This window comes from Nocardia sp. 2TAF39, from assembly GCF_052114905.1.
In the GTDB taxonomy this organism is placed as follows: Bacteria; Actinomycetota; Actinomycetes; order Mycobacteriales; family Mycobacteriaceae; genus Nocardia.
On record NZ_JBFRFQ010000036.1, the window covers coordinates 55,838 to 68,472 of the forward strand.

General features: G+C 67.3%; 9 protein-coding genes. 2 read left to right on the plus strand and 7 right to left on the minus strand.

What is annotated here, in order from left to right:
* Nucleotides 1-4: 4 nt before the first annotated feature.
* The 5 genes from AB4Z47_RS21290 to AB4Z47_RS21310 all read right to left on the minus strand — a co-directional run bounded on the left by AB4Z47_RS21290 (nt 5) and on the right by AB4Z47_RS21310 (nt 5,955).
* Nucleotides 5-931, minus strand: coding sequence for a decaprenyl-phosphate phosphoribosyltransferase (locus AB4Z47_RS21290; protein ID WP_441953056.1), 927 nt, complete (start codon nt 929-931; stop codon nt 5-7).
* A gap of 1 nt (nt 932) precedes the next feature.
* Complete coding sequence (locus AB4Z47_RS21295) at nt 933-1,493, minus strand: phosphatase PAP2 family protein (protein ID WP_441953103.1); 561 nt, start codon at nt 1,491-1,493, stop codon at nt 933-935.
* 74 nt (nt 1,494-1,567) lie between these two features.
* Nucleotides 1,568-3,508: a glycosyltransferase gene (locus AB4Z47_RS21300; protein ID WP_441953057.1), complete on the minus strand. Its 1,941-nt coding sequence runs from the start codon at nt 3,506-3,508 to the stop codon at nt 1,568-1,570.
* 85 nt (nt 3,509-3,593) lie between these two features.
* Nucleotides 3,594-4,826: a UDP-galactopyranose mutase gene (gene glf, locus AB4Z47_RS21305; protein ID WP_441953058.1), complete on the minus strand. Its 1,233-nt coding sequence runs from the start codon at nt 4,824-4,826 to the stop codon at nt 3,594-3,596.
* A 406-nt stretch (nt 4,827-5,232) separates the two neighbouring features.
* The gene (locus AB4Z47_RS21310; protein WP_441953059.1) at nt 5,233-5,955 is read right to left on the minus strand and encodes an SDR family NAD(P)-dependent oxidoreductase; all 723 of its coding nucleotides are present in this window, start codon (nt 5,953-5,955) and stop codon (nt 5,233-5,235) included.
* A gap of 105 nt (nt 5,956-6,060) precedes the next feature.
* Between AB4Z47_RS21310 and AB4Z47_RS21315 the strand changes: the two genes are divergently transcribed.
* Nucleotides 6,061-6,705 (plus strand): TetR/AcrR family transcriptional regulator, encoded by a 645-nt coding sequence (locus AB4Z47_RS21315; RefSeq protein ID WP_441953060.1) that lies wholly within the window; start codon nt 6,061-6,063, stop codon nt 6,703-6,705.
* A 231-nt stretch (nt 6,706-6,936) separates the two neighbouring features.
* Here AB4Z47_RS21315 and AB4Z47_RS21320 read toward each other — a convergent pair whose 3' ends face one another.
* Together AB4Z47_RS21320 and AB4Z47_RS21325 are read right to left on the minus strand one after the other, a co-directional pair.
* Nucleotides 6,937-7,701, minus strand: coding sequence for a MerR family transcriptional regulator (locus AB4Z47_RS21320; protein ID WP_441953061.1), 765 nt, complete (start codon nt 7,699-7,701; stop codon nt 6,937-6,939).
* A 318-nt stretch (nt 7,702-8,019) separates the two neighbouring features.
* A complete protein-coding gene (locus tag AB4Z47_RS21325; RefSeq protein ID WP_441953062.1) occupies nt 8,020-9,708 on the minus strand; it encodes a SpoIID/LytB domain-containing protein in 1,689 nt (562 codons plus the stop codon).
* A gap of 307 nt (nt 9,709-10,015) precedes the next feature.
* Between AB4Z47_RS21325 and AB4Z47_RS21330 the strand changes: the two genes are divergently transcribed.
* Complete coding sequence (locus tag AB4Z47_RS21330) at nt 10,016-12,340, plus strand: N-acetylmuramoyl-L-alanine amidase (RefSeq protein ID WP_441953063.1); 2,325 nt, start codon at nt 10,016-10,018, stop codon at nt 12,338-12,340.
* The last annotated feature ends 295 nt before the right edge of the window (nt 12,341-12,635 follow it).

A 12,635-nucleotide genomic window follows, 5' to 3' on the forward strand; every position in this document is an offset into this window, starting at 1 on the left:
CTCGTCAGGTGAGATAGACAGCGACACCTACCGCTCCGATCCAGGCAATTGCGAGGAACTGGAGGATACGGTCCCCCAGCGCGATCTCTTCGGGCTCACCGGCCTCGCCACCATCGACGTCGACCGCGTAACGCAGGATTGCGATGGTAAACGGAATCATCGAGATCGCGAACCACTCGGTGTGATTCTTGCCGTCCTGCTCAAACGCCCACAGCCCGTAGAACACCACCACCGCCGTCGCCGCCAGCGTCCAGATGAAGCGCAGGTAAGTGGGGGTGTAGTACTCGAGCGACTTGCGGATCTTCGCCCCGGTGCCCAGCGCGATCTGCAGTTCGGCGTAGCGCTTGCCCGCCGCCATGAAAAGCGAACCGAAGGCCATGATCAGCAGGAACCACTGCGACAGCGGGATGCTCGCCGCCGCGCCGCCGGCCACCGCGCGCAGCAGGAAGCCCGAGGACACAATGCAGATGTCCAGCACCGCCTGGTGCTTCAGGCCGAAGCAGTAGGCCAACTGGATTCCGATGTAAACGGTCATCACCACGGCCAGGTGCCACGAAGCCAGGAACGACCCCGCGATCGACCCGGCCAACAGCACCGCCGACAACAGGTAGGCCAGGTTCACCGGGACGATGCCCGCAGCGATCGGCCGGAACCGCTTGGTCGGGTGCGCCCGGTCGGCTTCCACGTCGAGCGCGTCGTTGACCAGGTAGATGCCCGAGGCTGCCATGCAGAACACCACGAAGGCGATGCCGACATGCGCGAGCACGTCCACGTCGGTGACCGTGCCCGCGGCCAGCGGCGCGGCGAGCACCAGGACGTTCTTCACCCACTGCCGCGGCCGGACAGCCTTGAACAGACCGCCGGCCAGCGTCTTGGGCGGACCCTTGACAACGGCCTCGGCTAGGTCGGCGCCGGTCGGCTCTTCACTCATGTCAACCAAAGCTCTTTCTTGTGCGGTCACTATCAAGTCTCTTTTCGGCGGCAAGCAGGGCAGCGGCAGACGCGGCACCAAGCGCGGAACCGGCGAGCACGTCGGAGGGATAGTGCACCCCGAGAACCACCCGGGAAAGCAGCATCGGGGGGACGAGCACCGCAGGCAAGGGTAGCCCGGTCAATCGGCCGAGCAACACGGCCGCCGCCGTGGTCGAGGTCGCGTGCGAGGACGGGAAGCTTAATTTGCTCGGGGTACCCACGTTGACCTGCACCGACGGATCGTTCGGGCGAGGCCGCCGGACGATGCGCTTGATGACGATCGAGGCCGCGTGCGCTCCGACCGCGCCGACCGCGACCCCGGCCCACTGCCTGCGCCGCGGCTTGTCCACCAGCCAGCCCGCGGCAGCGATGCCGACCCAGCCGAGCGCGTGCTCACCGAAGTGCGACATGCCGCGCGCCGCGGCCACCACCGCGGGCTTGCTGCCGAGGGTGGCCTGCACGGCGTTGATGATCGCGACCTCCGGTGGTGCCTGCTCGCCCGCCGCTGGTTCCGCGGACACCGGGCCGCCGTGGCCGTTCGCGCTCTGCAGCGGCCGGACCACCGCCGCGTCGTCGGCTGCGTTCGCTCCGAGGCTCACCGCTGTCCACCCTTCGTGTCGTCGCCGATGCCGAAGACCTTCTCCCAGGCCGGCGTGCTGGTCAGCTGCGGGTGTGCGGCACGGTAGCGCTGCTGCATCTCCGGGAAGCGCGCGGCCAGCTCTTTGCGCAGGCGCATCGCCTCCTTGAACAGACCGAGCGCTTGGCGCGGATCGCGCTTGCGGTAGACCACGCCTCGACCGTCCGCCGTGGTGACAGTGACGCCGTCGACCTGCGAGAGCAGGAACCAGCGCGCGTCCAGCGTCGGCACGTTCAGCTGAGGTGTCTCATGGTGTTCGGTATGCGCCGAGCGGAAGTTGTGCACCACGCCCTTGGCCAGCCGGACCACCTTGGCGATCGGATTGGCCGGCTCGCCGACCGCCCCGACGCCGATGTGACTGGCCAGTGGCAGTTCGGTCGACGAGGGCAGGATCACCGCATCCGGGTACTGCTTGCGTAGTTCGTGCACCGCGCCGAGCGCGCTCGGCAGCAGCTGGAACAGCCGTTCGGGGCCCGCGAGGAAGTCGCGGATAGCCAGGTTCTGGATCGCAACCGTCGAATACTCCAGGCACAGTAGGTGTTTCAAGGTCGCCTTGATCGTGTTGACGACCATCCCGCGCCCGTTGCCAGGCAGGTGCAGCGAGGCGACCACCAACCGGTTACGCAGATGGAAGTACGCCTGCCAGTCGATGGCGTCGTCCTTGTCGCTCCAGGCCATGTGCCAGACGGCAGCGCCGGGCAGGGTGACGGTCGGGTACCCGGCGGCGCGGGCGCGCAGGCCGTACTCGGCGTCGTCCCATTTCAGGAACAGCGGAAGGGGCTGGCCGAGTTCCTCGGCGACCCGGCGTGGGATGACGCAGGTCCACCAGCCATTGAAGTCGACGTCGATGCGCCGGTGCAGCAGCTTGGAGTTGTCCCGGTCCTTGAGCGGGTACTTCGAGAAGTCGTGGTCGTACTCGACGTTCGGCGCGGCGGTCCACATGAAGATGCCGCGGTCGACGACCTCGCCCATGACATGCAGGTGCGAACGCTCCTGCAGGTTGAGCATCTGGCCGCCGACCAGCACCGGCGACTTCGCGAACCGGGCGAAGGCCAGTGCGCGCAGGATCGAGTCCGGCTCGATCTCGATGTCGTCGTCCATGTAGACGATGTACTCGGCGTCGGTGGTCTTCAGCGCCTCGTACATGACCCGGCTGTAGCCGCCGGAACCGCCGAGGTTCGGCTGGTTGTAGATGGCCAGCCGATCTCCGAGCGCCGCGGACGATTCCGCGAAGCCGGGCTCGTCGACCACCTTTTTGGTGCCCTGATCCGGAATGATCACGGCCTTGATCTTTTCCAGCACCAGCGGGTCCGAGCCCAGGGCGGCAAGGGTCTTCACCGCGTCGGTCGGCCGGTTGAAGGTGGGCATGCCGACCGCGATGCTGCCTTCGCCCGGCGCCTCGACCGGCGCGTACCAGCCGCCGGACAGCAGCGTGACCGCCGTGTCGGTAGTGATGTCGAACCAGATCCAGCCGCCGTCTTCGAATGGGCCGAGGTCGGCCTCGAACTCGACGACAACCGAGTCGGTGCCCGCCGCGACAGCGAACTCCTTGCCCTGCACGTGGATTCGCGAGCCGTCGGCCTTGGACCGGTACACGTCCACGCGTCCGTGTCCGGCCAGTTCCAGCCGGAGCACGACCGACTCCAGGACGCTCCAGCGCCGCCAGTAGCTCGCGGGCAGCGCGTTGAAATAGGTGCAGAACGAGACCTCGGATTCCGCACCGATCGATAGCGACGTGCGGGTGGTGGCATGCGCGCGACGGGCGTTGGTCGCCGACTCCTCGACGTAGAGGGTTCGCACGTCCAGCGGCTCACCCGGCCGGGGCAGGATGATGCGCTGCAGCAGCGAGGTCGCGCGGGTTTCGATGGTCATGTCTTCCAAGATGGATTGGGAGGTCATTCTGCTCCTGCATTGTTGCGGGATGCCCGCACCCGGACGGCTTCGGTGCGCAGGGCTCGGTGCGTGTGACTCATCGTCCGGTGGCTCATCTGGCCTCCTGGTCGTCCACGAGCGGCGCTCCGTCTTCCAAGTGCGGGCGCAGCACATTGTCGAACGTGCTCAGCGCGCTGCCGATCGCCATATGCATGTCCAGGTACTGATACGTGCCGAGGCGACCGCCGAAAACGACCTTCGCCGTCGCGGTCTCGTTCTTGGCCAGGTCGCGGTAAGCCAGGAGCTTGGCCCGGTCCTCAGGGGTGTTGATCGGGTAATACGGTTCGTCACCGGTCTGCGCGAACCGCGAATACTCCCGCATGATCACGGTCTTGTCGGTCGGGTAGTCGCGCTCGGGGTGGAAGTGGCGCGGCTCGATGACGCGGGTATAGGGCACGTCCGCGTCGTTGTAGTTCATCACCGAGGTGCCCTGGAAGTCGCCGGTCGGCAGCACCTCGGTCTCGAAATCGATAGTGCGCCAGCCCAGCTCGCCCTCGCTGTAGTCGAAGTAGCGGTCCAGCGGGCCGGTGTAGACGACAGGTGCGTCCGGGCTCTCCGCGCGCAACTGGTCACGCACCTCGAACCAGTCGGTATTCAGCCGCACTTCGATCAGGTCGGAGGCGGCCATGTTCTCCAGCCACTTCGTGTAACCCTCGCGGGGCAGGCCCTCGTAGGTGTCGTTGAAGTAGCGGTTGTCGAAGGTGTAGCGCACCGGAAGGCGGGCGATGTTGCCCGCGGGCAGTTCCTTCGGGTCGGTCTGCCACTGCTTGGCGGTGTAGTCGCGCACGAACGCCTCGTAGAGCGGGCGGCCGATCAGCGAGATGGCCTTCTCCTCGAGGTTCTGCGCGTCCTTGGTGTCGATCTCCGAGGCCTGCTCGGCGATCAGCTTGCGCGCCTCCTCCGGCGAGAAGTAGCGGCCGAAGAACTGGGAGACCAGACCGAGCCCCATCGGGAACTGGTAGGCCTGCCCCTTGTGCAGTGCGAAGACGCGATGCTGATACCCGGTGAACTCGGTGAACTGGGTGACGTAATCCCACACGCGCTTGTTGGAGGTGTGGAACAGGTGTGCGCCGTACTTGTGGATCTCGATCCCGGTTTCCGGATCCGGCTCGGAATACGCGTTACCGCCGATGTGATGGCGGCGTTCGATCACTAACACCCGTTTGCCCAGCACGGTGGCGGCACGTTCGGCAACGGTCAGCCCGAAGAATCCGGAGCCGACGACGATCAGATCGAACTGTGAGGCGGAGTTGACGGAGTTACCCGGGGACGATGCGACGGTCACGGGAGCCCAGAGTATCGGAAGTCTCCGCCGCGTCCGGGTGGAGTCGGATGCGGCGCTGGGCGGCGCTGCTCTGGCGGACGGTTCCGTACCGGGAACATCCAAATTTCGCCGGATGTTTGCCGAAATGATATCGGCCCGCCGGTGTGCGGCGGTTTACTGCTCGCCCGACTGATCGCACGTCGAGTTCGCTGCCGATCCGGGATGCGGGCCGAAGGGCGATCATGCCGCCCGCACCGACTCGATCGCCGTGGTCGACTACGCGCATCGCGAATTTCGGCGCGCACCCCGCCACTGGGCCGTGGGCATCGGCGCCCGGAGACCCGGGAGAATCGCGCTGGCCAGGGCATCGACGATCGACCCAGCCGTTCGTCGGCATCCCCGTGGGTTGTGGGTTCAGCGCACGGGCTCAGTCCGGGAAGCCCACGTCGAGCTCGACCTGGTCCCGCTCGGTGTACATCCGCCAGTAGTAGTCGCCCAGTTCGTCGTGACCCATCCTGAGGATCTCGATTCCGTCGGGAACCAGTTCCGGGTGCTCATCGACGATCCGCTCCGCCGTGCTGCCGCCGATCAGCACGCCGATATTGAGCAGCCCGACGTAGACGCCGGTGCCGCGCAGTTCGACCTCGAGCTGGCGAATGTAGCCGCGCTGCGCGGCGAGGGCGATGCCGAAGTTGGACAGGTAGGGCAGTGGGTGGCGCTCGGACGCACCCGAGGAGAACAGCAGCGAACCCTCGCCCCTTTCGATCATGCTCGGGGCGAGCGCCCTGGTCATGAGGATCGGCGAGTGCAGCTTGAGCGCGATCGGAACGGCGAGACCGGGGACGTCCACGTCCAGCGTGGACGGGATGCGGTCGGTCATCTCGCCCGCCGCGCCGTGCATCGCCACCTCGATCGGGCCGAAGCTCGCCTCGATCTTCTCGATCACGCCCGCGATCTGTGCCGCGTCGGTGACGTCGGCGGGAAAGGCTGCGGCCTCGATTCCCTCGGCCGTCAGCTCGTCCGCATGCCGCCGCGCCTTGTCTGGGTTGCGGCCGATGACGGCCACCCGGAACCCTTCGCGGCCGAATCTCCGCCCCGTCCCGATACCGAGACCGGGGCCGAACCCGAAGATCGCAATGGTCTTGGACATTTCCACTCCCTTAAGTTGAGCCATTGTTCAAGTTCTCCCTGACGGTAACATTAACTTGAACCTATGCTCAAGATATTCCGAGCAGCCGATTTGTAGGATCGGCCCGTGGACAAGCCGTTACGCAGCGACGCCCAGCGCAACCGGGACGCGCTCGTGACCGCCGCCCGCGCCGTCTTCGAGGAACGCGGCCTCGATGCGCCGCTGAAGGAGATCGCCGCCCGCGCCGGCGTCGCCATCGGCACGCTCTACAACCGATTCCCCACCCGCGACGACCTCATCGCGGCCGCGGTGGAGGACCGGATCGAAGCCGGAAGCCGCATCGCCGAGGCAGCGTCGGCCATCGACGACCCGTGGGATTCGTTCGTCTACCTCGTCGAGCAGGTCTGCGCGCTGCAGGCCGCCGACCGCCTGCTCAGCGAGCTCGCCGTTCGCGCGCCCCCCAGCCGCGCCATCGCGCAGGCACAGGAGTACGGGCATGGTCTGATGCGCCGGATCATCACCCGCGCACAGGAAGTCGGCGCACTACGCGCCGACTGGGTGCTCGAGGACATCGCCTTCATCACCTGGTCGCACACCCGAATCGTCGAGGCCACCACTCATATCGCTCCCAGCGCCTGGCGCCGCAACCTCGCCCTGGTCCTCGATGGACTGCGCGCGGAGGCCGCCCACCCACTGCCGGTCCCCCCGATCACGGAAGACCAACTGATGCACGCACTCGGACGCGACCGAACCGGCGACGACCGATCGTAAACGGCGGCAAGGTCGGGCATGGGGTAAGCGGATGAGTCCGCCTCCGCGATGTCACCGATACGGTCGAGGCCGCGGCGCCGGTGGATGGTGGCCGCACTGCGGCGGGAAGGCGAGAGCGCCTGCAGGGCGGCCGAGCTCGGCGCGACCATGCCGAAAGCAAGCCGCTCCGGGTGCGCAATGGCCGACGGCCGGTACGCCTCCTCTGCGTACCGGCCGTCGGCCGGGTGCGGTCTAGAGTCTGCGCTCGGCGTAGACCTTCATCGCGTCTCGCACGAACTCCGCGGTGCCTGCCCCGTGCACGTCATAGTTGGCCGCGAATCGCGGGTCGGCGACGTACATCTCGCCGAGGCCGACGAAGGCCTCCTTGACCACCGAGCGCCCCTGCCAGCCGATCCCGATCCAGTCGTGGTGGCGCTGGGCAATGGCCTGCACCTCGTCGCTGTCGGGCGTGCGCCCGGCGGCGTGCGCCCGGCCGTAGTCGGCGGCGATGTCGAGGTGGGTCTGCTGGAACGCCTTCTTTTCCGCGTCGGAGATCGAGCGCCACCAGCGGTCGCCGCTCTCGTAGGCCTCCTTGCCCCAGCGTTCGATCACCTCGTCCTTGTATTCGGTGTGATCGAAGCCGTCGAAAACTTCTGCTGCCACGAGTTGTTCACCTCTTTCGGTCTTCTGCAGCGTGCTGTGAACCGACTCGATCCGGCGCCGGATCCGATCCTGTTCCTGCCGAAGCAGTTCCAGGTGTGTGCGCAGCGCGGCGGCGGTGTCCTGTTCTCCGGCAAGGACGTCGGCGATGACCGGGAGGCCGAGGCCGAGTTCCCGCAGCAGCAGGATGCGTTGCAACCGCACGAGGGAGCCCTGGTCGTAGTAGCGGTAGCCGTTGGCGCCGACCCGGCTGGGCGGCAGCAGCCCGAGCTGCCCGTAGTGGCGCAGCGTGCGACTGGTGGTACCGGCCGCCTTCGCCAGATCCTGAATGGACCATTCCCCGGTGACCGTGGCCATGACCGTGTTCTCCCTTCTGCTCTCGTCGGTGCAATCAGCATGCAAGTTGACGCTACGTCAAGGTCAACCCCATTCTTCGGATGTCAGCGATCGCCCGACCGGAACAGGCGCGGGTGTGGCCTTGGCCGAGCACGACACATGGCGAACGACCAGCGCCTGCCTGCCGCACTGAACATTCCCTCCCGCAAACAACTGGCGGACCTGTGACGCACCACGCCGTGTCGCTGGATGACACGGCGGCTGGCCTGTGATGTGTCGGCACATCGCTGCGGCAACGTCGAGAGACGCCTGCGTGATGTGCTGCTTGCCCGCCAGGTGTCAGGGGTGGTGGGCAGGTCCGATGGAACTGGCGGGGGTCGGGCGCGCGGCACTGGGCGAAACCGCGCCGTCGGGCGGGATCGCGCCATTTTGTGTGACCGGACCACTGGGCGGGATCGGACCAGCAGGGGGCACATCGGCAGGCGGCACCGAACGAGTGGGTGGAACCGCATCAACCAGCGGAACTACACCGTCGGGTGGCACCGCGCCACCGTGCGTAACCGAACCACTAGGCGAGGCCGAAACACTGGGTGGGACCGACCCAGCAGGAGGCCCACCGGCAGGCGGAACCACACCGGTCGACGGCACCCCACCAACCAGCGGAACCACACCGTCAGGTGGCACCGCGCCACCGTGCGTAACCGAACCACTAGGCGAGGCCGAAACACTGGGTGGGACCGACCCAGCAGGAGGCCCACCGGCAGGCGGCACCGATCGAGTGGGTGGAACCGCACCAACCGGCGGAACTACACCGGTCGACGGCACCCCACCAACCGGCGGAACCGACCCAGCAGGTGAGGCAGCGGGGCCGGGCGGAATCTGGGTCCCCTTCGGGTCTGGCACCATCTGCAGCAATGTCGTGAAGTCGACGACCCGCGCGCCGAGCGTCGGCGTCGCGATGATGACGCCGTTGGTGTAGTACCGGTAGGTCCCCGACTGCTGCGGCAGGATCATCTCCGGTCCGATCGGCTGCCCGACCGCACTGTTCGCGCCGCCGATCCGCCGGTACTCGGCATCGATCATCGACTCGGCGATCGGCGCCTGGGTGCGCGGGCCCTCGGGCGCGGCGGTGGCGAACAGGTCACTGGGTGCTGGGCCCACATCGAAGGTGGAGATGTCCGCGGGCTCGCCGCCGTCGGGTGCGGCGGAGTACTCCGACCGGAGGATCCGCCCGTCGCGCAGCAGCACCGTACCCGCGGTGGCGGCAACCGCCGCGGTCGCCCGCGGATCCTCCTTCGCAGTGCCGGGGTACATCTGACAGTCGGTGGTGTCGCAGGTCTGCGCGTACGGATACCGCTGCTCGGCAAGGGTGTACGAGCGCGCGGCAATCGCCTGCGCCCGCAGCGCCTCGGCCGCGCCGTTGTCCGCCCAATCGGCCTGCACCTCGGCCGGGACGACGCCGAGCACATAGTCTTCGACATCCACCTGGTTGACCGTGCGGGCTTCGCCGTCCTCGGTGGCCATGCCGAGCGCGCCGCGGTAGGCGGGCCCGCCACACAGCGTGAGATGTTCCGCGGCAGGCCGATTCGGACCAGGATCGACTGGATAGACCCACGGGTCGTCGGTCTCGGTCTGCCACAGCACGTCGCCGTCGCAGCCGATCGTCACGACCACGTTCGCGCCGCCGTCGGGCAGCGGTGTCAGATGCGCGGCCTGACCTGGCGCGAGTTCGCGGCCCGCCACCCGTAGACCGGCGTCGGCATAGACATCCAGCGAGGAGTCGTCCTGCTCCATGAGACGGACCCGGACGGCGTTCGGCGGGATGGCGCCCAGGGCCGCGCCGGGGTAGTAGTGCGCGAGGATTCGTTCCGCGCCCCACCCGTCGCGCGCGCTCTCGAAGGCGCCGACCTGGCTCATGCCGCGTCCGTGCCCCGGTCCAGCGACGGTGCGGTAGGGCTCGTCGCCCCACCGGCCCCACAGCACGGGCACGATGGCCGCCAGAAGCACGGTTCCGCCGGTGACCAGCACAGGGGGCGGCGAGAAAGTCGGTTGGACACGGGCCCGCCGCCGTTGCCTCGGTGGCGGGCATTCAGCTTGCTCATTCCGGTTCCGCGTTCGTCGCATCCGTTCACTCCCACTTTCCGGGACCGGTCGATTCGGCGCATGTCGGCATGTCGAACGAGCCGGTCGCAATACGAGAGCTACATTCGAGCAATCATAATCCTCAACCAGAGGTTTAGGCGTGTGACAATTGTGGCTATTGTGATTGTTGATACGTCAGGAAGCAACCCTGATTTTGCTCATGATCACTGGTTCGACCTGATTGGAGACGCTCGTGCGGTACCGCAAACCGAAACGTTCCTACGTGCTCCCGGTTGTCACCACCCTCGCGGTAGCAGCGCCACTCGGCGCGCTCACGCTCGGTGATTCGACCGAGTACCGCGCCGCCACAGACGACAACCTGGCCGCTGTGCCCGCCCAACTCGCCGAGGTCATGCTCAACAGCACGCCCGACATCGTGCTGCCGCTGCGCGAACTGACCGGACTCGACCTGCCCGATCTGCATCTTTCCGATCTGCGTATGCTGCCGATTCCGAGGTCCATTCCGGTTCCGCAAGGGCTCCCGCTACCACCCGGCGTGCAACTGCCCGAAGAAATCCCCTTACCCAACTTGAATTCCGGCCAAACCTCCGGCCAGAACATTCATTCAGGTCCGATGTCCAACAGCGAGAATTCGATTCCCGAACAGGACCTGGGGGGCGTGCGTTTCATCGCCGATCCCAGCCAGCTGGAGCCTGGCACCACCCCTGATACCCCCGCGCTGTCCCCCGGCGCCGTGCCGCCCGAGCTGATGACCCAGGTCGGCGCCCAGGTGAAAGAACTCTCCAGGGACATCCCGTTCAGCATGGTCGCGCTCACCGCCAAGGAGTTGGACAACACCAAGGCGACGATCCGCGCTCGGCAACCCGACGGCACCTGGGGCCGCTGGTACGACACCGAACCGGTCGACACCCACCGCACCGACCGCTCCGGCAAGGGCGCCACCGACGGCACCGAGCCCATCTACGTGGGCAATACAAATGCGGTGCAGGTTCTGGTGACCCGCAAGCAGGCCGCGCGGCAGACCCCAACCCCCCTCACGCAGCCCGCCCTGCGTTCGGACGACCCGGCGCAGCACTCCGCCGACGCGCTGACCGCCGTGCTCATCGATCCGGGGCGCGGCGCCATCGACGGCTCGCTCGACAACGTGGCCGCAGCGCTGCCCGGCAGCGGGCCGAACGTGATCACCCGCGCCCAATGGGGCGCCGACGAATCGATCCGCTGCGACGAGCCGACCTACGACGACGATCTCGGCGGCGTCACCGTGCACCACACCGCCGGCCGCAACGATTACAGCAAATCCGAATCCGCGGGCATCGTCCGCGCAATCTACACCTACCACGCGAAAACGCTCGGCTGGTGCGATATCGGCTACAACGCGCTCGTCGACAGGTACGGCCAGATCTTCGAGGGCCGCTTCGGCGGGCTGGACCGCCCGGTACAAGGCGCGCACGCGGGCGGGTTCAACGAGAACACCTCCGGTGTCGCGCTGATGGGCAACTACGAATCCGAGCAGCCCACGAACGAATCGCTCACTGCGATCGGCAAGTTCATCGGCTGGCGCACCAAAGTCGCTGGACTGGATCCCAAGGGCTACACCACGATGTACTCCGAGGGCACCCAATTCACTCCCTACGCGCAGGGTGAGGCCGTGCGGCTGCCGATCGTCTTCGCGCACCGCGACGTCGGCAACACCAGCTGCCCCGGCGACGCCGCCTACGCACTGATGGACCGGATCCGCGACCTCGCGGCCGGCGCCCCGGGTGCATCCGGGCCGAACAACCAGACCCCGCCGCGCAGCCAGACCGATCTGGCGGCCCTCGCCGCGCTGACCACCAAGCTGCTGAACATGGTGCAGGAGAACATCATCGCCAGGCACTGGTCGGCGACCGGCGGCCCGAACGGTCCACTCGGCGGCCCCCGGTCGGACGTGCTCCCCGCAGCACAGGGCCAGCAATACGCGAAATTCACCAACGGCTATGCCTACACCACATCGAACGGGCAGGTCGTCGAGGTGCTCGGCACCATCCTGGACCGCTTTCTCCAGCTCGGCGCCGACGCGGGCATCCTCGGTCTCCCGACAACGAACGCGTACCCGGTCCCAGACGGTCAGCGCGCCGACTTCCAATACGGCTCGCTGATTCTCAACCAGCCCACCGGCATCGTCACCACGGTTTGGAAGACCTACAACGACACCTACCAGCAGGAGATGAACCGCAACCGGAACGGTGCGGTGGCAGGTCCCGCTCCCGCGGGCGTTCCGGCCCCGGATGGGTCCCAAGCTCCCACTGCCCCTACGGGCGACCCTGCACCCGCAGTCGATGCAACTCCGGATGGCAACCAGACTACGGACGGTCCCCAGTCACCCGCTGGTCCCGCTTCGGCGCACACAGACACCCCCGCCCCGGACCGGGCCGAGACCGCACCCTCCGCCAGCTCAGCCCCGGATCTTCAGACACCAGCTCATGTCCAGACCCCCGCAGGCCCGGCAGCGGTCGCCCCTGCGGGTACCCCGGTACCCGCAGGTGAGCACGCCCTTTCCCCATCCCCCGAAGGCTGAATTACCGAACCACACAGCACCACCCTCTTCGGAGCCCGCCGCCGACAAAGCGCGCGGGCTCCGAACGCTTTGTGGCTCAACATCCAGCCACTTCAGCAGCCGCAAACGCGCGGTGCCAGAGTCCCACCCAACGCGATCGCATCGGCCCGACCCCCGATTCCGAGCGCAGCGAGACCGAGCATTTCCCGTTCGCGGCCCAGCTCGCGTCCGAGCGGCCGCCGCGTCCGCGACGCAGTCGCCAGCGGCGGTCGCACAGACATCAGGCGCAGTGGGGTCGCGAACACGCAACGCCGTA